The sequence below is a fragment of the Micromonospora sp. ANENR4 genome, assembly GCF_015354395.1.
Taxonomy (GTDB): domain Bacteria; phylum Actinomycetota; class Actinomycetes; order Mycobacteriales; family Micromonosporaceae; genus Micromonospora; species Micromonospora aurantiaca.
Window position 1 is genome coordinate 294,724 of record NZ_JADKYQ010000002.1, and the last position, 24,053, is coordinate 318,776.

A 24,053-nucleotide genomic window follows, 5' to 3' on the forward strand; every position below is an offset into this window, starting at 1 on the left:
GGGCTCCTCGGTCAGGGCAGGGTGAGCAGGTCGGCGACCCGGACGGGTGCGCCGGTCTCCAGCGAGCGGTTGGCGGCCAGGCCGGTGAGCAGGGCGAGCGCGCCGTCCCGGGCGGTGGCGGCCCGGCCGAGCGGGTCGGGTTCGCCGCCGAGCAGCACCCGGGTCATCCGGGCATCAGCGCCGCCGTGCCCGCGCCGGGTCCAGCCCTCGACCGGGATCTCCTGCGGCGGCGCCCAGAACGGGCGCAGCGTGAGCCGGGCCGTGCCCTGCTCCACCGCCGCCTCGTCGCCGTGCAGCGCAGCGCCCTTGAGCGCACCGGCGACGGACGGGCTGACGTGGTCGCTCTCGGTCACCTCCAGTTCGAGACGGCCCCGGCTGCCGTTGACCATGACCCGGTAGCCCTCCCAGGGGGCGTACGCGGTCAGGTGGTAGGTCATGGTCGCGCCGGTGTCGTAGCGGGCCAGCACCGCGAGGTCGTCCTCGATGGTCACGCCGGGGGCGAACACGTTGCGGTCGCGGTGGTAGCCGTCCTCGGCCTCGGCGTCGAGGTACAGCTCGCGCAGGCGCGGGTGGTCGGCCAGGCGCAGCGCGAACGGGTCCCCGTCGGCGGCAGGGGAGCCGTGCGCCCGGTCGTAGTCGCGGGCGTAGCCGTGCCGGCGGCCGTCCGCGCCGTAGAAGAACAACCGGCCGTACGCGTGCACCTCGACCGGGCGGGCGTCCAGCCACCAGTTGACCAGGTCGAAGTGGTGGCCGGACTTGTGCACGAGCAGCCCGCCGGAGACGGACTTGTCCCGGTGCCAGCGGCGGAAGTAGTCGGCGCCGTGGCGCACGTCGAGCAGCCACTCGAAGTGCACCGACCCGATCTCGCCCACCGCGCCGTCGGCGAGCAGCCGGCGGACCTGTTCGTGCAGCGGGTTGTAGCGGTAGTTGAACGCGACGGTGACGCGCCGGCCGGTCTCGGCGACCGCGTCGAGGATGCGGCGGCACCGTTGCGCGTCCACGGTCATCGGCTTCTCGACGACCACGTCGCAGCCGGCCCGCAGCGCCGCCGTCACGTACTCGTCGTGGGTGGCGTCCACGCTGGTCACCAGCACCACGTCGACCCGCTCCTTGGCGAGCATGGCGGCGAAGTCACCGGCGGCGTACGTGGGCACCGGCGGGTGGCCCAGCTCGGCCAGCCAGCGGTTGTGGGCGTCCATCCGGGTGTGGTTGACGTCGGCGAGCGCCACCAGTTCGGCGGTGTCGGCGTGGTCGAGCGCGAGGGCACTGACGAACATCTCGGCGCGTGCCCCGGCACCCACCAGGGCGTGGCGGACCCGTTCCCGGGCCGGTGGTGACATGACGTCGGCCTCCCCGCCAGTCGGCTGCAAAGGTTTGCAGCCGAAGAAACCATGACTGTGGATGCGTCGTCAACGGTTGCCGCCCAAGCCGCCCTATCCATCCGTATTGATGGGCATTCATGCGCGTGGCGGGAACGTCTGCGCAATCGAGCCGCAACAATGGACCGTTGACACGGGCGCAACCGTTTGCATTAATGGGCGGCACCCGTGACGCTCACCACATCGGACGAGGGAGCCCGCCGTGCCAGCCACCATCCGGGACGTCGCCCGCGCCTCCGGTGTGCACATCTCCACCGTCTCCCGGACGTTCTCGGCCCCGCACCTGGTCAACCCGGAGACCCGGGTCCGGGTGCTGGCCTGCGCGGAGGACCTCGGCTACCGGCCCAACCGGGCGGCCCGGGCCCTCATCACCGGCCGTACGCACAACATCGGCCTGATCGTGGCCGACATCGCCAACCCGTTCTTCCCGCCGCTGATCAAGGCGGCGGAGGGGCAGGCCCGGCACCGCGACTACCACGTGTTCGTGGCCGACACCAACGAGGACCCGGTCGCCGAGGAGGATCTGGTCCACGCCCTGGCCAAGCAGGTCGACGGCGTGCTGCTGTGCAGCCCCCGGATGAGCAACAGCCTGATCGAGCAGGTCAGCCGCGAGGTCCCGGTGGTGGTGATAAACCGCCAGGTCGCCGGCCTGCCCTGCGTGATGATGGACGTCGGGCAGGGCGCCCGGGCCGCGATCGAGCACCTGCTCGGGCTCGGTCACCGCCGGATCGCGTTGCTCGGCGGCCCGCGCGGCTCCTGGACCGCCCGGGAGATGCGCCGCGCCGCGACCGCCGCCGCCCGGGGCGGGGGAGCGGAACTGACGGTCCTCGGACCCAACCAGCCCACCGAGACCGGCGGCGGCGCGCTCGCCGAACAGGTACGCCGCAGCAGCGTCACCGCCGTGCTCGCCTACAACGACCTGATGGCGATCGGCCTGATCGAGGGGCTGGACGCGATCGGGGCGCGGGTGCCGCACGACGTGAGCGTCGTCGGCGTCGACGACATCGCGCTGAGCCGGCTCACCCGCCCCAAGTTGACGACGGTGGCCACGCCGACCGCGGCCGCCGGCCGGACGGCCGTCGACATGCTGCTGCAACTCGACTCCGACGCGCCGCGTGGCGCCCGGGGCCGGGGCGCGGCGGCCGGCGACCGTCGCACCACCGCACAGGTAATGCTCCAGACCGAACTGGTCGTCCGCGACTCGACCGGGCCCGTCCCCGCGCCCGGCCGGGACGGCACCGGAGCCTGAGCAGGTGGCCCGGGCCCGCACAGCACTGCGGACCCGGGCGGCCCGTGGACGGCCGCCGGTGACGTCGTCGCCTCCCACAGCCGAGGAGTGAGCGCAGATGCACCCCGCAACGTCCCCCACCGCCGGCGTACCCGCCGGGCGGGATCACCGTACCCCCCTGACCCGACGCCGACTCGTGCGCGGCCTGGCCGCCGTCGCGCTCGCCGTGCCGCTCGCCCTGGGCGCGGCCGGCTGCGGCGACGACGACGCCGGCGGCGACGGCGGCCCGGTCAAACTCTCCGTCTTCTGGTGGGGCGGTGAGGCCCGGGCGAAGCTCACCGAGGACGCCCTGGCCCTCTACACCAAGAAGCACCCCGAGGTGACGTTCGAGAAGACCTGGCAGGCCAACCAGGGCTACTTCGACAAGCTCGCCACGCTGACCGCCGGCGGCAACCCGCCGGACCTGTTCCAGATCGACGACAACTACCTGGCCGAGTACGCCGGCCGCAGCACCACGCTCGACCTGGGCAGCTACCGCGACTCCGGCAAGCTCGACGTGTCGAAGTTCCCCAAGAGCCTGCTGGAGTACGGCGTGGTCGACGGCAAGCTCGCCGGGGTGGCCGCCGGGGAGAACACCCAGGGCCTGGTCTACAACAAGACCCTGCTGACGAAGAACGGGCTGCCCGAGCCGACCACCGGGATGAGCTGGGAGGAGCACATCGCCTGGGCCGAGCAGGTGGCGAAGAAGACGAAGGTTCCCGGCACCCAGGACCCGAGCGCCGACTACAAGGCGCTCTGGGTGTGGCTGCGCCAGCAGGGCAAGGACCTGTACCAGGGCAAGGAGCTCGGCTTCACCGCCGAGGACGTGACGAAGTGGTTCGAGCTGTGGAAGGGCGCGCGGGACCGGGGCGCCACCCCGACGCCGGACGTCATCCACGAGGGCAACTCCAGCGACATCACCAAGCAACTCGTGGTCACCGGCAAGTCGGCCACCTCCTGGGTCTGGGTCAACCAGATGCCGGACCTGAAGAAGAACACGAAGGACGAACTGGGCGTGATCGCCTACCCGGGTGACCCGAGCGCCCAGTGGGCTCGGGCCTCGATGTACTGGTCGGTGTTCAAGGGCAGCAAGCACAAGGACGTCGCCGTCGACGTGATCAACTTCCTCAACAACGACCCGGAGGCGGTGGCGCTGCTCGGCACCGACCGCGGTCTGCCGTCGAACATGGACCTGCGCGCCAAGGTCAGCGAGACCGCCACCGACCCGGCCATGAAGCAGTCCATCCAGGTCGAGTCCGACCTGGCGCAGAAGTTCGGCGCCTCGCCCCAGGTGCCGATCAAGGGCCACAGCAAGGTCAAGTCCGAGCTCGTGAAGGCCGCCGAGAACGCCCAGTACGGCCGCGCCACCCCGGCCCAGGCGGCGGAGCAGTTCGTCACCGCCTGCAAGTCCGCGATCGCCTGACCCCACGAAAGGACCGGTCCCGTGGCTCTCACCACGGCGCCCGGCCGGACCCCGCGCACCGGACCGGCCGGCCCTCGCCCCACGCGGCGTCGGGCCGGCCGGGCCCGGCTCGGCGAGGGCCTGGCGGGGTACGTCTTCCTCTCGCCCTGGCTCATCGGACTGATGGGCGTCACGGCGATCCCGATGCTGCTGTCGCTCTGGCTGAGCTTCACCGACTACGACATCCTCACCCCGCTGTCCGAGGTGCGGTGGGTGGGGCTGGCCAACTACGAGCGGATGTTCACCGCCGACCCGTCGTACTGGCACGCGGTGCGGGTCACGCTGACGTTCGCGCTGGTCGCCGTACCGCTGAAGCTGGCCGCCGCCCTCGGCGTGGCGCTGCTGCTCAACCGGGCCTGGCGCGGCGTCGGGCTGTTCCGCAGCCTGTTCTACCTGCCGTCGCTGCTCGGCGGCAGCGTCGCGCTGGCCATCGTCTGGGTAAACATGTTCAACCGGGACGGCGCGTTCAACTCGTTCCTCGCCCTGTTCGGCGTCGAGGGGCTGCCCTGGGTCAGCGACCCGGACTGGGCGCTGGAGACGCTGATGGTGCTGGCGATCTGGCAGTTCGGCGCGCCGATGGTGATCTTCCTGGCCGGGCTCAAGCAGGTGCCCACCGAGCTGTACGAGGCGGCGGCCGTGGACGGCGCCGGGGCGTGGCGGCGCTTCCGCGCGGTAACCCTGCCCATGCTCTCCCCGGTGATCTTCTTCAACCTGGTGCTGGAGACCATCAACGGCTTCCAGGGCTTCACCGCCGCGTTCGTGCTCAGCAACGGCACCGGCGGCCCTGTCGACTCCACCCTGATGTACACGCTGAAGCTCTACATCTCCGGCTTCACCGACCTGGAGATGGGCTACGCGTCGGCGATGGCGTGGGTGTTCCTGGTGGCGATCGGCGTGGTCACCGCCGTCTTCTTCAGCACCGGCCGGTTCTGGGTGCACTACTCGGACGGAGACGACTCATGACCGCGCTCACTGTCGCTCGCCGCCGGCCGGGCAGCGGCCGGAACGTCCTGCGGCTCGTCGTGCTCGTGGTGATCGTCGCGGTGGTGCTCTACCCGCTGTTCTGGATGCTCGGCACGTCGGTCAAGTCGCAGGCCGAGATCGTCAACAACGTCGGCCTGCTGCCGGAGGAGTTCACCCCCGGCAACTACCTCGACGGCTGGACCAACTTCGACATCAGCTTCGGCCGGTTCTTCCTCAACAGCGCAGTGGTCAGCGCACTCACCGTCGTCGGCAACGCGCTGTCCTGCCTGCTCGCCGCGTACGCGCTGGGCCGGCTGCGGTTCCGGCTGCGCAAGCTGTGGTTCACCGTGATGATCGGGACGCTGCTGCTACCAGGGCACGTGCTGATCGTGCCGCAGTACATCCTGTTCCGCAGCCTCGGCCTGGTCGGCGGCGACTGGCCGTACCTGCCGCTGCTGGTGCCGCAGTTCCTGGCCACCGAGGCGTTCTTCGTCTTCCTCATGGTGCAGTTCATGCGCGGTATCCCGCGCGAGCTGGACGAGGCGGCCACCATCGACGGCGCGTCCCCGTACGGCGTGTTCCGGCACGTCATCCTGCCGCTGAGCCGCCCGGCGCTGGTCACCACGGCGATCTTCTCGTTCATCTGGACCTGGAACGACTTCTTCCGCCAACTGGTGTTCCTGTCCAGCCTGGAGGACTACACGGTCCCGGTGGCGCTGACCCTGTTCATCGACTCGACGAGCCAGAGCGCCGTCGGCCCGATGTTCGCCATGTCGGTGCTGTCGCTGCTGCCGGTGTTCCTGTTCTTCCTCGCCTTCCAGCGGATGCTCGTCGAGGGCATCAACACCAGCGGGCTGAAGGGATGACCGCCGTGCCTGTACCCACCGACGCCGTATCCGCCCACCCCGCGCCGGCCCGTGCCGACTGGCGGGACACGCTGCGCGAGGCGACCGACCTGGCGCTGCTCGGCTTCGCCGTGGCCCTCGCCGCGCTGCCGGTGCTCACGCTCGCCCCGGCGGTCGCCACCGCCAGTGCCGCGCTGCACGACAGGTCGGTCACCGGCGCCTGGCCCGACGCGCGGACCAGCCTGACCCGGTTCGGCCGCGCGTTGCCCGCCGGGCTGGCGGTGAGCGCCGTCGCCCTGGCCGCCGCCGCGCTGCTCGCCGCCGACCTGTCCGCGCTCACCACCGGCCGGGTACCAGGCGGCGGGCCCGCGCTCGCGCTCACCGCCGTCGTGGTGGCGGTCCTGCTCGGGTACGCGGGCCTGGTCGCCGTCGCCGTCGGGCGCACCGGCGGCCGGGGCTGGCGGACGGCCGCCCGTGAGGTGTCCCGCACCTGCCCGCAGCGCCCCGGCGTGTGGGCCGCCGCCTCCGGCGTCTGCGCGCTCGCCGTGGTGCTGGGTGTGCTGGTCACGCCGGTCGCGGTACCGATCCTCGGCGGGTACACCCTCGCGGCGCTGCACGCGCTCGACGCCCGCCGCCCGGTCCCCGCCCCGGAACCGTCGTGACCACCGAACCCCGGCTGGTCGTCGGCGGCGTCGAGGTGGCCCGGTACCTGGTCCGGCCGGACCTGGATCCCCGCCACGGCCCTCGGCCGTACCTGCATCCGGTGCGCACCCGGGCCGGCACCCCGGTCACCGACGCGCTCCCGGCCGACCACGTCTGGCACCTCGGGGCGTCACTTGCGGTGCAGGACGTGGACGGCGTCAACCTGTGGGGCGGCCGGACGTACGTGCGCGGCACCGGCTACACCTGGCGCGACGACCACGGCGTCATCGCGCACACCGGCTGGCGGGAGCGGGCCGCCGACCGGCTCGACCACGATCTGGAGTGGCGGGACCGGCACGGCCGGGTGCTGCTGCGCGAGCACCGGCGGATCACCGCCGCGCCGGCCGGGGAGGACGCGTGGTGGCTGGACCTGTCCGCCACGCTCACCTCCGCCACCGGCGCCGACGTGCACCTGGGCAGCCCGGCCACGAACGGCCGCCCGGGCGGCGCCGGTTACGGCGGCTTCTTCTGGCGTGCCGTGGCCGACGACGAACCGCGCGTCCGCACCGCCGACGCCATCGGTGAGGGCGACGTGAACGGCTCGGCCGCGCCCTGGCTGGCGTTGTCGGCCACCGCTCCCGGTGGTGGCGCGTACACGCTGGTGTTCACCGGTCTGGGGCCTGGTGACAGGTGGTTCGTACGCACCGCCATGTACCCGGGCGTCTGCGTCGCGTACGCGTTCGACGCCCCGGCGGTGGTCGCGGCCGGGCAGCTGCGGCACAACCGGCACCGCGTGCTCGTCGCCGACGGCCACCTCGACCCGGCCGACGTGTCGGCCCGCCTGGGAGTGACGCCATGAGCCCGACGGGCGGGCCGGAGGTGGTGTGCGTGGGCGAGACGATGGTGGTTCTCGCCCCTGACGACGGCGGGTCGCTGGAGCGCGTGGCGCGGCTCAGGGTGGGCGTGGGCGGCGCGGAGTCAAACGTGGCGGCCGGGCTGGCCCGGCTCGGGCACCGCGCGGCGTGGGTCAGCCGGGTCGGCGACGACCCGTTCGGGCGGCGGGTGGTGGCCGATGTCGCCGCCGCGGGCGTGGACGTCAGCCTGGTCACAGTGGATCCGGACGCGCCGACGGGGCTCTACCTGAAGGATCCGGGGCCGGACGGCACCCGCGTGCACTACCACCGCGCCGGGTCGGCCGCGAGCCGCCTCGGCACCGCCGACCTCGCGTGTCCCGGGCTGGCCGGGGCACGCCTGCTGCACCTGTCCGGGATCACCGCCGCGCTCTCCGGCACCTGCCGTGACCTGCTCGTGTCAGCGCTGGACGGGCGCGCGCTGCCCGGCGCCCGGGTCAGCTTCGACGTGAACCACCGCCCGGCGCTCTGGCCCGCCGACCGGGCCGGACCGGTCCTGCGTGACCTGGCCGACCGCGCCGACGTGGTGCTGGTCGGGCGGGACGAGGCGGCAGTGCTCTGGTCGGCGGGCGATCCGGCCGCCGTCCGTGCGCTGCTGCCGGGCCCGGAACTGGTGGTGGTGAAGGACGGGCCGGTCGGCGCGACGGCGCTGCCGCGTACCGGGCCGGCGGTGGTCGTGCCGGCGCTGCCGGTGGACGTGGTGGAGCCGGTCGGCGCGGGTGACGCGTTCGCCGCCGGGTTCCTCTCCGGGCTGCTGCGCGACCTCGACCTGCGAGCCTGCCTGCGGCTGGGGCACCTGACCGCCGCGCCGGTGCTGGCCGTGCCGGGCGACACCGCGCCGCCACCGGACGCGGAGACGATCGCGCGGGCACTGGCGCTGCCGGACGAGGCGTGGCCCGAGGATGCGCGAGCGCCGGTCAGGGGAGGGAGCGACAGATGAGCGGGCACGACTTCGAGGCCCTGTTCGGCGACGCGCGGGTGATGGTGATCCTGCGCGACCTGCCCGCCGACGAGACGGTCCGGCTGGCGGAACTGGCCTGGGATCTCGGTATCGCCGTGGTGGAGGTGCCCATCCGTACCCCGGACGCGGTGCCGGCGCTGCGCGCCGCCGTGACGGCCGGGCGGCGGCGGGACCGGATCGTGGGCGCGGGTACTGTGCGTACCCCGGCGCAGGTGCACGACGCGGTGGCCGCCGGGGCGGCGTTCACAGTGGCGCCCGGCCTGGACCTGGCGGTGGCCGACGCGGCGGCCGGTCTCGGCGTGCCGCATCTGCCCGGTGTGGCCACGCCGACCGAGGCGCAGCGCGCCCTCGACCACGGCCTGGTGTGGCTCAAGGCGTTCCCGGCGGTCAGCCTCGGCCCGGCCTGGTTCCGGGCGGTGGCCGGGCCGCTGCCGGAGGCCCGCTTCGTGGCCACCGGCGGCGTCGACGCCGGCAACGCGGGTGACTTCCTCGCCGCCGGGGCGCGCGTGGTGGCCGTCGGGTCGGCACTCACCGACCCCGAGCAGCTGCCACGCCTGGCCACGCTCGCCGCCGGCGGCGCGGTCAGGTGACGGTACGGCCGGACGTGGTGGCGGTGGTCCGGATCGCCTTCACGATCGCCGGGATCGACCCGATCAGCAGCACCAGCGCCCAGATCAGCGCCACCACGGCGAACACCACGGCGCCAACGTCGTCCAGGATGCTGACCAGGATCACCGGCACCAGGCCGTGCAGGAACTGCAGCACCACTGTGCACAGCAGCGTGGTCAGCGCCAGCGCGACGAGGCCCTTGTTGCGCAGGAACCGGGGCTGGGCGGCGAGCAGCAGCGCGACCCAGACCAGTTTGAGCAGCAGCGTCAGCCCGAGCAGCACCGCCGCGTCGTCGACCGGGAAGAACCCCCACACCGCGAGGTACGCCAGCGTGCCGAACGGCGGGGCCAGGAACAGCGAGACCATCACCGTCAGCTCGACGAACGCGACGATCAGCAGGACCAGCGACACCAGCAGCAGCACGATCGAGAAGACGAGCGTGGCCACGCCCTGCACCCGGCCCTGCATCCGGTCCGGCAGCACCAGGCTCAGGCAGAACAGTCCGGTCGTCCAGAGCGCCACCACGTCGATCAGCGCCAGGTAGCCGATGCCCCGGCCGGACGGCTCGGACACCGCGCCGACGTCGCCCAGCTCGACGCCGAGCCGGCCGGCGTTGTCCCGCAGCGCGCCGCTCGCGTCGCCACCGCCGGTCAGGGCCGCCGCGCCCAGCTCCACGCCGACCACGAGCGCCACCGCGAGCAGGGCCAGCAGCAGGAACGGCTTGCGCAACTCACCCATGCCGCGTCTCCGTCCCGGTCAGGACCGGGCCAGCGTGACCGAACATCCGCCACCTCCCGGACACCGCAGGAGCACCTCGGTCTCCCGGTCCACAGCAACCTTCGCCACCGCCGAGGTGTCCGCGTCCGGGGCGACCTCGTCGGTGACCGTGACGTCCGCGTCGCCGGGTGCGCGGGCTGTCACCTCGAACGGCGTCGCCCCGCGCAGCACGAGCGTGCGCAGCGCGCCCGGGTCGGCCACCCGCAGCCGGCACACGGTGCCGAAGGCGAGCGTCACCCCGTCGGCGGTGGTGGCCGGCTGGGCGGCCGGCGGCAGGCAGGTCACGGCCACCGTCGCCGGGTCCACGGTCCCGGATCCGCGTCCCAGCCGGGCCAGCGCGCCCGGCCCGGCCGCCGGGTCGCCCCTGTCGCCGGAGCGCCCGGCCACCGCCACCACGTACAGCGCCACCAGCAGCACGGCCACCGCGACCAGCAGCACTTTCTGCCTGGTTGTCATGGCCGGACGACGGGCGTGAAGCGGATCTCGTCCACCCCGGCGAAGTACCTGTCGGTGCCCTGCGTCTTGCTCACCGCCACGAGCGTCAGCTTGTGCGGGCCGCGGGTCAGCTCCAGGGTGCCCACGTCCACCTCGTCGGTGCGGACCACCGTCGGGGTGAACCCGAAGAACGTGTCGCCGACCTGCCGGCCGTCGACCAGCCAGATCGTGTTCGCGTAGTCGAACGACGTGGTCCGCACGGTGGAGAACCGCCAGGTGCCGTCGGACGGCAGGTCCACCTGCACCGTCACCCGGTCACCCACGCCCCGGCCCAGGAAGAACAGCTGCGCGTCGCCGGACCACACCACGTCGCAGCAGTTCTCCTGCGCCACCACCTCCGCCTTGGTGCCGGTGGGGGACTGCACCGTCGCGCCGGAGACGAGCGTCTCCGCCTCCACCGCCACCGCGCCGGCCTGCGGCGGGGCCGGGGTGTCCGGGCCGCGAGTGACCAGCCAGGCCACCACCCCGGCGACGACCAGCACCAGCGCCGCCGCCGCGGCGATCCACGGCCACGGCGCGCGCTTCGGGGGTACGACGGCCCGCACGTCGTACGTGACCCGGCCGCTGGAGCGGGAACTCTCCTCCGGTGCGGTGTTGGCCGAGTACGCGAACCCGGTCATGTCGTAGCGCCGGGGCGGCGTGCCGGGCGGCACGGCGAGGCGTACCAGGAACGACACCGAGCCCTGCCCGGGCACCACCCGCTGCGGCTCGGCCACGGTGAACCAGGCCCGCTGGCTGCCCTCGCCGGGCGCGACGTCGAAGACGACGGTGTCCGGCGCGGTACCCGGGTTCGACACGGTGAACGTCAGCTCACCGCTGTTGCGGGCGTCCACTGTGAACTGTTCGGCGGCGGCGACGACTGTCCATTCGGTGGTCATGACGGCTCCTCGGGCGGATCGTGGGGCGGGGGTGCGGGTACGTGCGCCCGGCCGACCGCGCGTACCGTCGCGACCCCGGCGGCGGGCTCGGGGGCGTCCGGCTCGGGCGGCACCGGGTCGGACGGCGACGCTTCGGACGGCCCTGTGCCGGACGGGCCTGGCTCGGCCGGCGTCGGGTCGGAGGGCCGGTCGGCCGGGGCGGCGACGACCTCGACGGTGACCGCCGCCGGTTTCTCCGCCTCGACGATGCGGGTGACCAGTGCCAGCCGGTCGGCGGCGGCCGGCGGCACCCGCACCACCAGGTGGAACGGCCGCTCCGGCGGCTCGTCCAGCACGAAGCCGGTCACGCCGGTGGCCAGCTCCAGCGCGGTCCGCATCCCGTACGGGGTGCCGCGCCACCGGGCCAGCAGCGCGCCGTGCGCCACCAGGTCCCGCAGCCGGCCCGCCGGCAACGGCAGCGGCGCGTCGGCGCGGGGCGCGGCGACCACGTGGTCCATCGCCACCCAGCGGGTCAGGTACGCCACGAACCCGTCCGGCGTCCGGTACGGCCCGAACAGCGCGTCGACGTCGGCGAGCACCGCCTCGTCCGGGGCGTGCAGCGCCTCCATCACGTCCAGCAGCGCGCCCAGCACGCTGCCCGGGCCGGCGGCCCGCTGGTACGCGGCCGGCAGCAGCCGCTCAATCGCCGCTCGGCGCATCCTGCCGCACCACCTCGATGTCGTGCTCGCCGGAGCAGAGCAGCCAGGTGCCGGGGACGGTGACCACGTCGGCGGTGGCCTGGTTGGCGCTGGGCGTCCAGTCCTCGCCGTCGCCGCTGCGGAACACGCCGCGCTCGCCGCCGGCGAGCACCAGCCGCCCGGTGCCGGAGGTGCCGGTGGGCGCGGTGGCGGCGATGGCGTCGACCGGGACGAACCGGGTCCGGTCCCGCAGCGGCAGGCCGCAGTTGACCATGACGGGCGACCACTGCGGCTGCCCGGCGAGCGTGTCGAGCCGGACCACGCCGCCGCTCTGCGTCGCGGCCAGCGCGAGCGGGCCGCTGAACGTCAGGTCCCGGCAGGTGCCGCCGATCCAGCCTGACGCCATCGACTGCCACTTCACGTCCGACTCGAACAGCCGGGTGCGGTGGCAGCCCTGGCCGGGTTTCTTCGGGTCCGGTTCGCCCGCTCCGCACCACAGCAGCGTGGCCGGGCCGTCGTACTGCACGGCGAGGACCCGGTTGTCCACGTTGGCGAGGCCGACGTGGGCGAACGTGCCGGGCCGTCCGGCAGCGGTGGACAGGTAGATCCCGAATCCGGCCTGCGCGGCCACCGCCACCCCTGGTGCGCCGCGCTCGGAGACGAACGCGCGGACCGCGTAGAAGCCCCGGTCGGCGTCGGCCGGGTCGACAAGGATCTGCAGCGGCACCGCGCCTGGTAGCAGCGGCACCTCGTACAGGCCGGTGTCGGTGGCCAGCAGCAGCGCACCGGTGCCGTCCCGGTCGATCCAGGCCAGGTCGCGGACGCCGGAGTCGAGGTCGGTCAGCAGCGTCCACGTCTCGCCCAGGTCGGTGCTCAGCCGGACCCGGGAGCCACCGGCGTCGCGGGTGGTCACCACCGCCACCGAACCGGCCCGGGGGACCACGCCGGGGCGTACCGGGGCGGGCGCGGGGACCACCCGCACCACCGTCTCGTCGTCGAACCGGCCGGCCGGTTCCCAGCCGGCACCGGCGTTCGTGGAGCGGAACAGCACCGGGCCGCCGCCGGCGTACCAGGTGTCGGCCTGGTACTGGTCCACCGCCACGGTGCGCACCTGCGCGTCGGGCGCCTCGTCGACGACGAACCGCACCGACTCGACGTAGCGCACGCCGGGCTCGGCGTGCTCCAGCATCCGGTACACGTTGGAGGCGCGCAGCGGCTCGCCGAACGCCCAGCCGGCCGGGTTCAGCGGCGTGGGCAGCGGGCTGAGCGTCTGGTGCAGCCGGTCGTGGATGCGGCGGCGCACCGCGTCCACGTCCTCCTCGCGGCGCACCACCACCCGCGCCTGGATGGACACCGCCTTGTACCGGGCCCAGCCCGCCCGCACCGCCGTACCGAGGGCGCGGCGCCGCTCCAGGTCGGCCTCGACCCGGCGGCGGGCCTCCTCCACCTCGTGCTCGCGCAGCACCGCCACCGGCAGCCGCCCGCCGGGGCGGGCCGCGTCCGGCACGGACGGCACCAGCACCACCTCGACCTCGCCGGGCCGGGCGAAGCTGTAGACGGAGGCCCTGGTGAACGCGCGCGCCCGCGCCACCGCGCCGGAGCCGGTGGCGAGGATCTCGAAGTCCCGGGCGGTCACCGCGCGCTGCTGGGCGAAGAACTCGTACGGCCCGCGCGCCAGCACCGACTCCAGCGACTCCAGGTCCCGGCCGCCGGTGGCCGGCTCCGGGTTGTCCACCTTCACCCCCGGCAGCGGATCACGCAGGCTGGTCAGCACGCCCGCCGCCACGTTGCCGGCCGGTCCGCCGCCGCAGCGGTACCAGAGCCGCACCTGCCGCCCGGCCGGCGGCACCGCCGCCACAGTGGTCGCCCCGGCCGCCCCCTCGACGGCCGGGGCGCTCACGTCCGGGCGCAGGTCCAGCGCCGGGGCGAACGTGACCACCCCGGAGGCCCGGTCCACCAGGTAGACCTTCGCCTGCGCCCCGGCACCGGCGAAGCTGTCCACCGGCCGCCAGATCTCGTACGTGCGGCCCTCGTGCTCCCGGGCGGCGGCGCCCAGCTCCACCGAGCCCGCCGGCACCTCCACGCCGAGCAGCAGGTCCAGCGCCTCGGTGGTACGGGTCAACGGCGCGCGGGCGGCCCGGAACACCTGACCGGGCTGCCCGGTGCCGGTGCCGAGCAGCTCCGCCTCCACCGGCTCGCAGTGGTGCACACGTACCGTCGTCGTGGTCTCCCCGGCGGGCAGCACCGCCGGTTCGGTGGTCACGAAGACGACCGGCCGGGGGTCCGCGCCGCGGGCCGCGGCGACGCGGGTGCCGGCCGGCACCCGCACCGGGCCGCGGTCCGGGCCGGTACGGGTCAGGCGCACGTCCGCCCAGGCCGCCGCCGGTGGGTGCCGGGTGACGCCGAGCAGGTTCAGGAACGCGACGTACGCCTTCTCCGGCAACTGGTTCAGCCGGTAGATCATCACCTCGGTCAGGTAGGCGAACGCCTCCACCAGCGCCATGCCGGGGTCGTGCGCGGACAGGTCGGTCCAGTCCGGGCAGGACCGGGCGATGCGTTCCCGCGCCTCGGTGACCAGGTCGAGGAAGGCGCGGTCGTCCAGGTGCGGCACCGGCAGCGTCATGGCGTGCCCTCCTCGTCTCCGGTTTCCTCGTCGGCGGGCAGCAGGTCGACGGAGAACACCAGGTGGCCGGGGGAGAGGCTGGCCCGCACCCGGTAGTCGAGCCGGATCACCAGGCGCCACGGGTCGTCCGGGTCCGGGCCGGCGTCCACGTCGAGCACCTCGACCCGGGGCTCCCAGCGCCGGATCGCCTGCCGCACGTAGTGGATCGCCAACCCGGCGGTGGTGTCGTCGTTCGGCGCGAAGACGAGCCGGTGCAGCCGCGACCCGTACCCGGGGCGCATCAGCCGTTCCCCGGGTGTGGTGGACAGCAGCAGGTACAGCGCCTGGCGTACCGTCTCGTCGCCGTCGGTCATGGCGAGCGAGCCTGCGGCGGTGAGCGCGAGACCACCGGCGCGGCCGGCGTCGAAGCCGGCGCCGACGAAGCGGAAGGCCCTCATGCGTCCGCACCCAGGAAGCCCTGCCGCACGTCGCGGACCTGGTGGTGCACGGTGCCCGGCGGGGTGCCGTCGGTCAGGCCGTCCAGGTGCGACAGCACCACCGGCTGCCGGTCCACCCGCACCCACGTGCTGTAACCCACAGTCACGGTCAGCGTGTGCAGGCACGGTTTGATCGTCGGGCCGTAGTTCGGGCAGGCGGTGATGTCACGTCCCTCCGGGTCGGGTCGTACCAGCACCGGCACGGCCTGGACCGTCACCCAGTGCTGGGACGGGCGGTTGGTCACCCGCCCGTCGTGTCCGCAGGTGATCAGCGAGTCGCGGTGGATCCAGCGCATCAGCCACCTCCGGCGGAACGGGCGAGCGTACGGGCCTGCGCGGCGGCGGTCTCGGCGTCCTCGGCCGCCGGGGCGTGCAGGAAGTCGACGGTGCGGCCGCGCACCACGACGGCCCGGCCGGGCGCGGAGAGCACCAGGTCACCGGCGGCGTGCACGGTGGTCAGCTCGGGACGCAGCTCGACGAAGCTGCCCGCGTCGGTGGCCAGGCGCAGCGTCCGCCCGTCGTCGTCGATCACTATGGACTGCCCGGTGCCGGTCCGCATCGACCAGCGGCGTGAGCGCCCGGACACGATCCCCGCGTCGTACGGCTCGACCGCGCCGAACAGCGAGCCGAGCACCACGCCCGAGGCCGGCTCGCCGCCGGGCAGCGCCACCAGCACGGTGTCGTCCGGGTCGGGCAGCGCGACGATGCCCTTGCCCCGGCCCGCGCCCGGGCAGAGCACCGCGAGCCAGCCGGCGTCCAGATCGCCGTACGCGGGCAGCGTCACCCGGGCCCGCCCCAGCCCGTCCGGGTCGTCGATGTCGGTGACGGTGCCGAGCGTGACAGTGGCGGCCGGGGGCGCGGCCGACGGCGGCGGGCCGGGCGGCGCCGTGGAGAACCGGCTCAGGTGCCCGTCCGCGTCCACCGTGTGCACCACCTCGGTGAGCACGTACACCCCGGCCACCGGCTCCGGGACGCCGGCCAGGGCGATCCGCCGGCCCGGCCGCAGCGCCGGGTCGCCCTCCGCGGTGCCCTCGGCGGTGACCAGCGCCGCTACCCGGGCGTCCAGCCCGGCCTGGGCCAGCGCGGCCAGCTCGTCGTCGCTGCGGCCGGGCTGGTCCACGGCGGTACGCACACCGTCCGCGCCCACGTCGCCCGGGTCCGGGCGCAGCGGGATGCGCCGCCCGCTGCGCGCCTCGCCCGCCCGCTGGCCCAGCGGCTCCGCGCGTTGCGGATGCCAGCCGAGCACGGCGCACTCCGCGCCCGCCCGGTCCAGGTTCTCGGTGACCCGCAACGCGTGCACCGTCTCGCCGAGCGTCAACGGCAGCGGCTCCCCGTACCCGTCCAGCGTGAACAGCCGCAACCGGTCACCGTCGACGCCCAGGTGCAGCCCGGCCCGCCCGGCCACCTCGCACAGCAGGTCCAGGTCGGTGTGCCGGTGCTGGAGCAGCCGGTCCAGGCGCGGCCCGTCGTCCTCGGCATCCACACTCAACCCCAGCCCGGCGCACAGGTCGGCGGCCAGCTCGGCGGCCGTCACCGACTCGAACACCCGCAGCTCCTGCCGCTTGCGCAGCCGGTGCAGCGGGTCGTACGCCCGGATCCGGGTCAGCGCGGCGCCGTCACCGGCGTACTCCCGCTCGACTGCCGTCACCTCGCCGGTGAACAGCGCCTCCGCCTGCCCGTCGAGGCGCACGTCGAGGGCGGCGCCGGGGCGTACCGGCGGGTCGAGCGGGCCCGCACCGGGGGCGGCGGTGAGCGTCAGCTCGCACTGCGCGGGCCGGTCCAGCCGGGCGGCGACGCGGATGCCGCGCAGCCGGGCCGGGTCGGCCAGCGGCCGGCCGTCGACTGTGACCAGGGCGGCCCGGCTCACGGCCTGCCCCCGGCGGCCGCTCGCCGCGCCGGACTGGCCGCGTGGCGGGTCACGGGGTGCCTCCCGTGGTGACGGCGTCCGGCGCGACGGTGGCGGCGCCGACCGGCGGGACGGCGAGCGCGGTGCCGGCGGGCACGGTGAGCGGGTCGGTGATCCGGTTGTGCTCGGCGAGCAGCCGCCACCGCAGCGGCGAACCCAGCGCGTCGTGGGCGAGCAGGTCGAAGCGCACCCCGGACCAGCCCGGCTCGGCCGCGCCGTCGGCGGCGGCGACCACCGCCGACCCGGGCGCGACGACGGGTGTGCTCGCGGCGGCCAGTTCCTCCTCGAATCCGGCGCGCGCCGCCTCCGCGCCCTCCGCGACGCGGACCAGCTTCAACCGCAGCCAGGACCGCCGGGGCGTACCGGTGAGGGTGAACGCGTCGAAGCGTTCCGCGATCGCGGTGATCACGCCGGGGACGTTCCAGGTCTTGCCCCACACCAGGCGGACCAGCGGCGGGCGCAGCCAGCCGTGCTCGACCGCCGAGTTCTCCGCCAGCATCCACAGCGGCCGGGTCAGCGCGCGGACGTCCTCCGGCCGGGCCGGGGACTCCACGAAGTCGACGTCGAAGAGCAGGTCCAGGACCAGCTCGGTACGCCCGCCGCCGGTGAAGACGAGCGGGTCGTCGGCCAGCCCGGCGCCGGTGAGCGACCCGTCCGGTCCGCCGCGCGGGCGTACTCCGGCCAGCCGGGTCACCTGCACGGTCTCCGGGTTGAGCAGGCAGTCGACCCGGGTGCCGGACTCGTCCACGAGGAAGGCGACGCGTTCCATCAGTCACCCGCCTGTTCCCGGTCCAGCCGGGCCGTGTCGCTCCAAGGCGTCGTCCGTGCCGGTAGCCACGCCGGTTCGGCCGGGAGCATCGGCCACGGGACCGCCTGCGTCCCGCCGCCCTCGGCCATCCCGGTCGCCACCTGACCCGTCGCGCGGATCGGGTCGGAACCGTCCGGCAGGGTCGGCCACGGGCCGCTGTACGTGGGACGCGCGGGCCACCGCCCCTGCCTCTCCCCGGACGCCGGGTCGTGTCCGCCCGGGTACGGCAAAGCGGCGGCGCGCCCCGGGTACTGGGCGACGGATCCGTCCCTTGTCCCGTCGCGACCGTTCGCTGATCCGGTTCGACCGCCCTTGGTGCGTGCGGCCGGTCCGCGCGGCAACGACGATGGCGCAGCCGCGAAGGCGAGCGGGGGCATGTCCCCTCGATCGGACGGCACGTCCGCTCCGGCGATGTCGTCCCTGCGCGTCGGCCGGCTCCGGTCGACCTGTGGGAGGTTCCGGAGCGGGTCCACCCGATCGGGGTCGGGCCTCCGCTCGGACGGTGACGGCCGGTCCGATTCGCCGGATCTCACGCGACCCGGCGATCCGATCGTGTCCCGGCTGCCGGCGGGGTGTACGGGCCCGGCGGTGCCAGCGGGCACGCCCGGGTCGGTGGACCGACCGGTGCGGGTGCTCTCGGTGCCGTCGCTGCTCGCGCTCCTCGTGCCGGTGAGGGCCGGCCTGAGGGCGCGAGTCACCGCCGGCCATCGTGCCGGGGGCGCGCCACCGATGGCTTCCGTGGTGCTTGTGGTACCGGTCGGACCGACGGCGCTCGGTGATCCGGTCCGGTCCGACATACGCGCCGCTCTCGTCCTCTCCGGTGCCCCGGCCACGCCGATTTGCTCCGTCACGAACCGGTTCGCGGGTTCACCCGCAGACGCCCCGTTGTCCCACGACCGCGAGGCCCCGTCCGAGCGGGACCGGGCGCCCGGCGTCGGCGTGGAAGGCGTCGCCCCGCTCACTTCCCACTCGGCACTCGTCGCTCCCGGCGACCGCGCACCGTGCCCCGGCCCCGAGTTCCCGCTTCCCGAGATCCCCGTCCCGCCTCCCAGGACCTCCGGAAGATCTTGGTAGGAAGCGGCCCCCATAGGGGCCCTTTCGTACCAAGATCTCGGCGGGCTGTTGCGGAAAGCGGCGAGTCCGTTGATCAAACGTGCCATCCAGCGCCACCGGCTCCTCTGGCGCCGATCGTCGGAGCGCGGGGGAGGAGCGGAGGGCGGAAGGTCGCGCAGCAGGCCGGGGGCGTGCGCCGCCACCAGCAGCCGCCAGTGCTCGGGCGGCTGTCCGGGGGAGGATGGCGCGTCCTCGGCCGGGGCCGGTCCGGACAGGCGATCCGCGGTGGCCCGCAGGACGCGGGCCAGCCGGTCACGCGGTCGCCGGGGCGGCGGCACCGCCGGCCTCCAGCTCCAGGCCCTCGTACGCCAGGGTCAGCGCCTCGATGGCGATCTCCTGCGACAGGGTGTTCAGATGCGCGCCCCGCCACCGGGTCGGCCACGCGTTGATCATGTTCCAGCGCAGCACCTCGGCGGTGCCGGCCGGGTCGAGCAGCACCACCGACACGTTGCGCCGGTTGACGGTGCCCTTCGCCGCCGCGTTCACCCAGTCCCACAGCTCCCGCGAGCTGGTCAGGCCGAAGTGGAGGGTGACCGGGGCGTACTCGACCTGGCCCGGCACGGCCCGGATGCGCTCGTTGCCCGCCTCCCGGTACGACAGCGCCGGAATCGCCACCTCGAAGCCGCTGACCTCGGTGAAGTGCCCATTGGTGATGCCGTTGATGAGCAGCTTGAAGTGGTACGCCCGGTACGGGTCGACGGGTGCGCCCGGCTGCGGCGTCGCAGTGGTGGGCATGTCAGCCTCCGATCGTCTTGGTCTCGGTGCCGCCGGCCCACTGGCTCAGCTTGAACACCACGAACTCCGCGGGCTTGACCACGGCGATGCCGATGTGCGCCACCACCATTCCGGCGTCGCGGACGTCGGCCGGGTTGGTCTCCTCGTCGCACTTGACGAAGAACGCCTCCTCGGGCGTACGGCCGAGCAGCGCGCCGTCGCGCCACACCCGGGTGAGGAACGCGCCGATGTCGCGGCGGATCGAGCGCCACAGCGTGAAGTCGTTCGGCTCGAACACCATCCACCGGGTGCCGCCCGCGATGGCCTGCTCGATGGAGATGGACAGCCGCCGCACGTTCAGGTAGCGCCACTCGCTTGCCTCGGCGGCGAGCGTACGGGCGCCCCACAGCCGGATGCCCTCCCCGGCGAAGAACCGGATCACGTTGACGCCCTTGGGGTTGAGCACGTCGTGCTCCGGCCGGGTCACCCGGTACGCGAGGTCGACGGCGCCGCGTACCGGCTCGTTGGCGGGCGCCTTGTGCACGCCGCGCAGCGCGTCGGTGCGGGCCCAGATGCCGGCGACGTGCCCGCTCGGCGGGGTGAGCACGAGGTCGCCGCTGAGCGGGTCGCGGACCCGGATCCACGGGAAGTAGAAGGTGGCGAAGTCCGACTGCCGGGGCCGGTCGCCGCCGGTGCCGGGCGGTTCGTCGTCGGCGTCGCCCGGCGTACCCTCGGCGGGTTTGTCGGACGACCCGGACGACGCGGGCTTGGGCGGCCGGCCCGGCGTGGCGACGCGGGTGAGTCGCGAGACGTCGGTGACCTCCGGCGGCGGGTCGCAGATCGCCACCATGGTGCGCAGCCGCTCGGCCATGCTGATCAGGGCCTCGTGCGAGACCGGATCGTGGTAGCCGGGCGCAGCCAGGATGGAGATCTCGTCGATCGCCTCCAGCAGTTCCAGGCCGCCGCGCCGCCCGCCGGTGCCGGTGAGCCGGCCGCCCTCGCCGACGTTGACGACCCAGCAGCGGGTGCCGCCGTTGTCCAGGAAGCCGAACACGGCGCGGGCCAGCGGGGTGCTCTCCAGGTGCTCGCCGTCGGCGTACAGCCGCAGGAACTCGGTCCAGCTGTTCACCGCCAGCGCCTCGCCGACGTGGGCGCCGCGGTCGGGTGCGACCCCGACGAACGCGGCGGTGCTCATGCCGACCGGCCCGATCGGGCGGGCCCCGCTGGGCACCTCCTCGACGTAGATGCCGGGGGAGAAGTAGGTGGGCATCGGTCCTCCTCGGACGTCAGTCGGGCGCGCGGACGACGATCAGCCCGTCGCCGTCCGGATCGAGTTCGGCGGTGTGGACGCGTCCCGCGCCGACCAGCCGGATCCGCACCGGGGCGTCCGGGGCGTCGGGGTCGTGCGGCACGCCGGCCAGCCGGAACCGGCCGGCGGCGTCGGTCTCGGTGGCCTGGGCGGCGCCCACCAGTTCCACCCGGACGGCGGCGAGCGGCTGGTCCTGCGGCCCGACCACCCGTCCGTGCAGCGTGCGCATGCCGAGCTGCCGCAACCGCAGCGGCTGCCGTACCGGCGGCGCGACCGGGACCGGCCGCTCCACCCGGGCCGGCGCGTCCAGCAGCAGCGCGGGCCGGGGCGCCACGCCGAGCGCCCGCCACAACGCCGGGTCGCCGGCGGCCAGCACCAGCTCGGGCCGGCCCGCCGTGGTGGCGGCGGCGAGCACCCGGTCCAGCGCCGCCAGCGCCGCCGGCCCGCCACCCGCCACAAGCAGGCGGACCACGAACCGGTACGGCTCGCGGGTCGCGCCGCCGGTCGCGGTCTGCCGGGCCGGTCGCAGTTCCAGCGGCCAGACCGTGAGACCGCCGCCGGGGTCGTCGCGCGGCGGACCGACCGGTACGGGTTCACCCGCGGCCCCGGCCAGCCAGCTCGCGACGTCCGCGACGGCCGCCTCGATCGCGCCGGTCATCGCGGTGGCGTCCCCTGGATGCGGTACGCGATGGCCTCGTTCCACACGTGCGGGTAGACGCCGATCTCGAAGTAGCGGGTGAACCGGTTGATCGGCGCGTTGGTGTGGTCGTGCCAGAGCAGCCACACCGGAGCGACGGTGAACAGCACGTAGTTGAGCGCCACCAGCGGCAGGTAGAACGGGCCGAGCAGCCGGGCCTGGAACACGTGCACGTCCTCGTGCCGCTGGATGCCCGGGCTGGACCCGGCGCAGACGGTGCCGATGGTGGTGGCGTACCGGGGGGAGACGCCCTCGACGACGTTGACCCGGCCGCTGCCGGCCGAGACGATCCGGTCGAGCTGGTGGCCGAAGACCAGGTGCAGGGCCAGGAAGAGCGCCCCGGCGAACGTGTTGAGCAGGCTCCAGGTGTGGTCGACGACGAAGAGGAAGATCCCCTTCGGGTCGGCGCCGTACGTCCCGGCGGAGGCGGACGCCCAGCCGAAGGGCGCGCCGAGGAGCAGTCCGACGACCGCGCCGACCAGCAGCCCGACGGTGCCGGCGGCGAGTTGCCCGAGCAGGGCGCCGAAGACGACCTGGACGGCGGCGCTGAGGATGCCGAAGATCATGGGGTCACCTCTCTCAGACCCAGGAGCGGACGTAGCGGGGCTCGCGCCCCTGGGCGAGCTGGCTCGGCGACGCCTGCGTGGGCTGCCGGTTGCCAGGGGGGAGCTGGTTGATGCCGAGCGCGGCGGAGAAGATCACCAGACCGTTGAAGAACGCGATGATCCACTTCTCCGGGCCGGCGTCGGTGGCGAACGCGGCGGTCAGGTAGGACAGCAGGAGCGCGAAGCCCAGCGCGATCCACTTGCGCGCCTTGTCGCCGCTCGGTCCGATCAGCCCGCCGATGACGTTCGTGGCGAGCAGGGTGGCGGCGCTGGCGCCGGTGAGGCTGCCCAGGGCGGCCCAGGTGAAGAGATCGTTCACGGCGATCCCCCTCTTTTCGATGGTGCGGTGGTGCGGTCGGGGTGGAGTGGTGCGGCGGCGACCGGATTCACTGGACCCGGGTTCCGCCCGGTGTGCTGGTGGGCCGCCGGCGCGGGCGCCGTCGGTGGTCGGTGGGTCTCAGACCGGCGGACCGCCGGGTGGTACCGGTGCGGCCGGGCCCGTGGTGGCGGCAGGCGCGGGGCCGGCGGGTGCACCCGGGCCGGCGGTCGCCGTCGCGTCCGGGCCGCCGCGGGAGCCCCGGCGGCGCAGCAGGAGCACGACCACCGCGGCGACGGCCAGCAGCAGGACGACCACGCCGCCGACGACCGGCACCCAGGGGAAGGAACCGTTCCCGGTCACCACGGCGGCCGGGCTGGTGGCGGGCGGCGGGGGCGCCTGGGCGACGGCGCGCAACTCGGCCGGCTTGGGCTGGTTGGCGATCACCTTCCAGCTGACCGAGCGTCCGGTGACCGTGCCGTTGGTGTCGAGCACCCGGCCGGGGAACGTCACCGAGATCTCGAACGCCATCAAGGTCATGAACGCCTGTTGCTGGCGCGGATCCTGCTGCCCGAACTTGCCGCCGTATTTCTTCGGGTCCAGCGGGAGCGAGAAGCGAATGAGATCCTCGTCCCGGGCGAGATTCACACTTTCGCTCGTGAATTGTGCCAGTGGCGTTTTCCGGTACGTGATCTGAATGCCGTACGAGGTGGCGTCCTCGTACCGGGTCTCCGCCCCGGGCGGAAGTGAGGGAATGTTCGGCCGCAGTTCGGCGAACGCCACCGCCGGATCCGGGTTCCGCTGCTTGAGCACGGACTTCGGTGCGGTGAGCAGGAGCTGGCCGGAGACGGTGTCGTCGTCGTTCACGGTCAGCCCGAGATTGAGCTGCATGCAGCCGCTCATTATCGCCACGAGGGCGAGACACACCGCGAGGCCGAATGCCCGGCTGCGGCGGAGTCTCGTATTCATGCGGCAAGTGTGAGCGCCCGCGGCGGGCGCGACAGTCAGCGATCAGCCGCCTTCGTGTCGCCGATCTTACCGGCCGTCTCTCCCATTCGGCCGACCCCGGGAAACCGTCGCGCTCGATATTCTGGAATGTTGTGTCCGGATGTTCTCATCCGGTGCCCGCCACGACCCGGAACACCGGGATGTCCGCGGCGACGCGGGCGAACTCGGCGAGCGGAGCGTGCCGGTCCACCGGCACGTGCGCCCGGGCACCGGGGGCCAGCGCCAGGTGCCGCCGCAGGATCGCCGGCCGCTGCGCCACCGGCACCTCGACCAGCCGCACCGGCTCGCGGCGGCGGCGCCGCAGCACCACCCGCCCGTCCGCGGCACGCACGTTCGCCACCCAGTTGGCACCCGCGCCCAGCATCGACACCACGTACCGCTCGCCGTCGAGGTCGGCGACCACTATCGGCACCGAGACGATCCGGCCGGTGCGACGGCCCGGCACCTCCATCGTCACCCAGTGCCGGGGGGCGAGGCCGGCGCCGTACTGCCAGGCCGACAGCGCGTTCATCATCCGGGCCAGCCGGTTCGGCCGGCCGCCCCGGTACATCCACGTCATGACCCCGCCCATCGGACCTCTCCTTCTCCCGTACCCATTGACGGACGTCCGCC

General features: G+C 74.2%; 25 protein-coding genes. 8 read left to right on the forward strand and 17 right to left on the reverse strand.

Features of this window, described 5'->3' with window-relative positions; all coding sequences use genetic code 11:
- Positions 1 to 11: 11 nt before the first annotated feature.
- A complete protein-coding gene (locus IRY44_RS04525; RefSeq protein WP_194799204.1) occupies positions 12 to 1,340 on the reverse strand; it encodes a Gfo/Idh/MocA family protein in 1,329 nt (442 codons plus the stop codon).
- 241 nt (positions 1,341 to 1,581) lie between these two features.
- On the opposite strand from IRY44_RS04525, the gene IRY44_RS04530 reads away from it, so the two are divergent.
- The 8 genes from IRY44_RS04530 (at position 1,582) to IRY44_RS04565 (ending at position 9,020) form a co-directional block, all read left to right on the forward strand.
- On the forward strand, positions 1,582 to 2,628 hold the full coding sequence (locus tag IRY44_RS04530) for a LacI family DNA-binding transcriptional regulator (protein ID WP_194799205.1): 1,047 nt from the start codon (positions 1,582 to 1,584) through the stop codon (positions 2,626 to 2,628).
- A 97-nt stretch (positions 2,629 to 2,725) separates the two neighbouring features.
- Positions 2,726 to 4,069: an ABC transporter substrate-binding protein gene (locus IRY44_RS04535; protein ID WP_194799206.1), complete on the forward strand. Its 1,344-nt coding sequence runs from the start codon at positions 2,726 to 2,728 to the stop codon at positions 4,067 to 4,069.
- A 21-nt stretch (positions 4,070 to 4,090) separates the two neighbouring features.
- Complete coding sequence (locus tag IRY44_RS04540; RefSeq protein WP_194799207.1) at positions 4,091 to 5,071, forward strand: carbohydrate ABC transporter permease; 981 nt, start codon at positions 4,091 to 4,093, stop codon at positions 5,069 to 5,071.
- Positions 5,068 to 5,937, forward strand: a complete 870-nt coding sequence (locus IRY44_RS04545) for a carbohydrate ABC transporter permease (RefSeq protein WP_194799208.1) — start codon at positions 5,068 to 5,070, stop codon at positions 5,935 to 5,937. The genes IRY44_RS04540 and IRY44_RS04545 overlap by 4 nt, the downstream gene beginning before the upstream one ends.
- Positions 5,934 to 6,578, forward strand: a complete 645-nt coding sequence (locus IRY44_RS04550; RefSeq protein ID WP_194799209.1) for a hypothetical protein — start codon at positions 5,934 to 5,936, stop codon at positions 6,576 to 6,578. Before IRY44_RS04545 ends, IRY44_RS04550 begins: the two co-directional genes overlap by 4 nt.
- Positions 6,575 to 7,417: a PmoA family protein gene (locus IRY44_RS04555; protein ID WP_194799210.1), complete on the forward strand. Its 843-nt coding sequence runs from the start codon at positions 6,575 to 6,577 to the stop codon at positions 7,415 to 7,417. Before IRY44_RS04550 ends, IRY44_RS04555 begins: the two co-directional genes overlap by 4 nt.
- Positions 7,414 to 8,409 (forward strand): sugar kinase, encoded by a 996-nt coding sequence (locus IRY44_RS04560; protein ID WP_194799211.1) that lies wholly within the window; start codon positions 7,414 to 7,416, stop codon positions 8,407 to 8,409. Before IRY44_RS04555 ends, IRY44_RS04560 begins: the two co-directional genes overlap by 4 nt.
- Positions 8,406 to 9,020 carry a bifunctional 4-hydroxy-2-oxoglutarate aldolase/2-dehydro-3-deoxy-phosphogluconate aldolase gene (locus tag IRY44_RS04565; protein ID WP_194799212.1) on the forward strand — a complete coding sequence of 205 codons (615 nt, stop codon included), beginning with the start codon at positions 8,406 to 8,408 and terminating at the stop codon, positions 9,018 to 9,020. Before IRY44_RS04560 ends, IRY44_RS04565 begins: the two co-directional genes overlap by 4 nt.
- On the opposite strand, the gene IRY44_RS04570 is transcribed toward IRY44_RS04565, so the two are convergent.
- From IRY44_RS04570 to IRY44_RS04645, 16 genes are all read right to left on the reverse strand, one after another.
- A complete protein-coding gene (locus IRY44_RS04570; RefSeq protein WP_194799213.1) occupies positions 9,013 to 9,777 on the reverse strand; it encodes a hypothetical protein in 765 nt (254 codons plus the stop codon). The two genes, IRY44_RS04565 and IRY44_RS04570, sit on opposite strands and share 8 nt — an antisense overlap.
- 18 nt (positions 9,778 to 9,795) lie before the next feature.
- A complete protein-coding gene (locus IRY44_RS04575; protein WP_194799214.1) occupies positions 9,796 to 10,272 on the reverse strand; it encodes a hypothetical protein in 477 nt (158 codons plus the stop codon).
- On the reverse strand, positions 10,269 to 11,189 hold the full coding sequence (locus IRY44_RS04580) for a hypothetical protein (protein ID WP_194799215.1): 921 nt from the start codon (positions 11,187 to 11,189) through the stop codon (positions 10,269 to 10,271). The genes IRY44_RS04575 and IRY44_RS04580 overlap by 4 nt, the downstream gene beginning before the upstream one ends.
- Entirely contained in the window at positions 11,186 to 11,887 is a 702-nt protein-coding gene (locus IRY44_RS04585; RefSeq protein WP_194799216.1) for a phage tail protein, read from the reverse strand. Before IRY44_RS04585 ends, IRY44_RS04580 begins: the two co-directional genes overlap by 4 nt.
- A complete protein-coding gene (locus tag IRY44_RS04590; RefSeq protein ID WP_194799217.1) occupies positions 11,868 to 14,489 on the reverse strand; it encodes a putative baseplate assembly protein in 2,622 nt (873 codons plus the stop codon). Before IRY44_RS04590 ends, IRY44_RS04585 begins: the two co-directional genes overlap by 20 nt.
- A complete protein-coding gene (locus IRY44_RS04595; protein ID WP_194799218.1) occupies positions 14,486 to 14,926 on the reverse strand; it encodes a GPW/gp25 family protein in 441 nt (146 codons plus the stop codon). Before IRY44_RS04595 ends, IRY44_RS04590 begins: the two co-directional genes overlap by 4 nt.
- Positions 14,923 to 15,261, reverse strand: coding sequence for a hypothetical protein (locus IRY44_RS04600; RefSeq protein ID WP_194799219.1), 339 nt, complete (start codon positions 15,259 to 15,261; stop codon positions 14,923 to 14,925). The genes IRY44_RS04595 and IRY44_RS04600 overlap by 4 nt, the downstream gene beginning before the upstream one ends.
- On the reverse strand, positions 15,261 to 16,832 hold the full coding sequence (locus tag IRY44_RS04605; RefSeq protein WP_194799220.1) for a phage baseplate assembly protein V: 1,572 nt from the start codon (positions 16,830 to 16,832) through the stop codon (positions 15,261 to 15,263). The genes IRY44_RS04600 and IRY44_RS04605 overlap by 1 nt, the downstream gene beginning before the upstream one ends.
- A gap of 49 nt (positions 16,833 to 16,881) precedes the next feature.
- The gene (locus IRY44_RS04610; RefSeq protein WP_194799221.1) at positions 16,882 to 17,640 is read right to left on the reverse strand and encodes a hypothetical protein; all 759 of its coding nucleotides are present in this window, start codon (positions 17,638 to 17,640) and stop codon (positions 16,882 to 16,884) included.
- 1,404 nt (positions 17,641 to 19,044) lie between these two features.
- The gene (locus IRY44_RS04615) at positions 19,045 to 19,527 is read right to left on the reverse strand and encodes a phage tail protein (RefSeq protein ID WP_013286679.1); all 483 of its coding nucleotides are present in this window, start codon (positions 19,525 to 19,527) and stop codon (positions 19,045 to 19,047) included.
- A gap of 1 nt (position 19,528) precedes the next feature.
- Positions 19,529 to 20,776 carry a phage tail sheath subtilisin-like domain-containing protein gene (locus IRY44_RS04620; RefSeq protein WP_194799222.1) on the reverse strand — a complete coding sequence of 416 codons (1,248 nt, stop codon included), beginning with the start codon at positions 20,774 to 20,776 and terminating at the stop codon, positions 19,529 to 19,531.
- A gap of 16 nt (positions 20,777 to 20,792) precedes the next feature.
- A complete protein-coding gene (locus tag IRY44_RS04625) occupies positions 20,793 to 21,473 on the reverse strand; it encodes a carboxypeptidase-like regulatory domain-containing protein (protein ID WP_194799223.1) in 681 nt (226 codons plus the stop codon).
- On the reverse strand, positions 21,470 to 22,078 hold the full coding sequence (locus tag IRY44_RS04630) for a glycine zipper family protein (RefSeq protein ID WP_194799224.1): 609 nt from the start codon (positions 22,076 to 22,078) through the stop codon (positions 21,470 to 21,472). The genes IRY44_RS04625 and IRY44_RS04630 overlap by 4 nt, the downstream gene beginning before the upstream one ends.
- 13 nt (positions 22,079 to 22,091) lie before the next feature.
- The gene (locus IRY44_RS04635) at positions 22,092 to 22,436 is read right to left on the reverse strand and encodes a hypothetical protein (RefSeq protein ID WP_194799225.1); all 345 of its coding nucleotides are present in this window, start codon (positions 22,434 to 22,436) and stop codon (positions 22,092 to 22,094) included.
- Positions 22,437 to 22,574: 138 nt separating this feature from the next.
- Positions 22,575 to 23,402 (reverse strand): DUF3153 domain-containing protein, encoded by an 828-nt coding sequence (locus tag IRY44_RS04640; protein ID WP_228531451.1) that lies wholly within the window; start codon positions 23,400 to 23,402, stop codon positions 22,575 to 22,577.
- 145 nt (positions 23,403 to 23,547) lie between these two features.
- Positions 23,548 to 24,012 carry a nitroreductase family deazaflavin-dependent oxidoreductase gene (locus tag IRY44_RS04645; RefSeq protein WP_194799226.1) on the reverse strand — a complete coding sequence of 155 codons (465 nt, stop codon included), beginning with the start codon at positions 24,010 to 24,012 and terminating at the stop codon, positions 23,548 to 23,550.
- Positions 24,013 to 24,053: the final 41 nt, after the last annotated feature.

What these genes read in the sequence shown, in the direction of transcription:
- IRY44_RS04590 (WP_194799217.1), bottom strand. Translation starts at nt 14,489, where the DNA reads ATGACGCTGCCGGTGCCGCACCTGGACGACCGCGCCTTCCTCGACCTG.
- IRY44_RS04570 (WP_194799213.1), bottom strand. Translation starts at nt 9,777, where the DNA reads ATGGGTGAGTTGCGCAAGCCGTTCCTGCTGCTGGCCCTGCTCGCGGTG.
- IRY44_RS04640 (WP_228531451.1), bottom strand. Translation starts at nt 23,402, where the DNA reads ATGAATACGAGACTCCGCCGCAGCCGGGCATTCGGCCTCGCGGTGTGT.
- IRY44_RS04615 (WP_013286679.1), bottom strand. Translation starts at nt 19,527, where the DNA reads ATGCCCACCACTGCGACGCCGCAGCCGGGCGCACCCGTCGACCCGTAC.
- IRY44_RS04595 (WP_194799218.1), bottom strand. Translation starts at nt 14,926, where the DNA reads ATGAGGGCCTTCCGCTTCGTCGGCGCCGGCTTCGACGCCGGCCGCGCC.
- IRY44_RS04610 (WP_194799221.1), bottom strand. Translation starts at nt 17,640, where the DNA reads ATGGAACGCGTCGCCTTCCTCGTGGACGAGTCCGGCACCCGGGTCGAC.
- IRY44_RS04565 (WP_194799212.1), top strand. Translation starts at nt 8,406, where the DNA reads ATGAGCGGGCACGACTTCGAGGCCCTGTTCGGCGACGCGCGGGTGATG.
- IRY44_RS04545 (WP_194799208.1), top strand. Translation starts at nt 5,068, where the DNA reads ATGACCGCGCTCACTGTCGCTCGCCGCCGGCCGGGCAGCGGCCGGAAC.
- IRY44_RS04580 (WP_194799215.1), bottom strand. Translation starts at nt 11,189, where the DNA reads ATGACCACCGAATGGACAGTCGTCGCCGCCGCCGAACAGTTCACAGTG.
- IRY44_RS04525 (WP_194799204.1), bottom strand. Translation starts at nt 1,340, where the DNA reads ATGTCACCACCGGCCCGGGAACGGGTCCGCCACGCCCTGGTGGGTGCC.
- IRY44_RS04645 (WP_194799226.1), bottom strand. Translation starts at nt 24,012, where the DNA reads ATGGGCGGGGTCATGACGTGGATGTACCGGGGCGGCCGGCCGAACCGG.
- IRY44_RS04575 (WP_194799214.1), bottom strand. Translation starts at nt 10,272, where the DNA reads ATGACAACCAGGCAGAAAGTGCTGCTGGTCGCGGTGGCCGTGCTGCTG.
- IRY44_RS04620 (WP_194799222.1), bottom strand. Translation starts at nt 20,776, where the DNA reads ATGCCCACCTACTTCTCCCCCGGCATCTACGTCGAGGAGGTGCCCAGC.
- IRY44_RS04630 (WP_194799224.1), bottom strand. Translation starts at nt 22,078, where the DNA reads ATGATCTTCGGCATCCTCAGCGCCGCCGTCCAGGTCGTCTTCGGCGCC.
- IRY44_RS04585 (WP_194799216.1), bottom strand. Translation starts at nt 11,887, where the DNA reads ATGCGCCGAGCGGCGATTGAGCGGCTGCTGCCGGCCGCGTACCAGCGG.
- IRY44_RS04625 (WP_194799223.1), bottom strand. Translation starts at nt 21,473, where the DNA reads ATGACCGGCGCGATCGAGGCGGCCGTCGCGGACGTCGCGAGCTGGCTG.
- IRY44_RS04550 (WP_194799209.1), top strand. Translation starts at nt 5,934, where the DNA reads ATGACCGCCGTGCCTGTACCCACCGACGCCGTATCCGCCCACCCCGCG.
- IRY44_RS04560 (WP_194799211.1), top strand. Translation starts at nt 7,414, where the DNA reads ATGAGCCCGACGGGCGGGCCGGAGGTGGTGTGCGTGGGCGAGACGATG.
- IRY44_RS04600 (WP_194799219.1), bottom strand. Translation starts at nt 15,261, where the DNA reads ATGCGCTGGATCCACCGCGACTCGCTGATCACCTGCGGACACGACGGG.
- IRY44_RS04535 (WP_194799206.1), top strand. Translation starts at nt 2,726, where the DNA reads ATGCACCCCGCAACGTCCCCCACCGCCGGCGTACCCGCCGGGCGGGAT.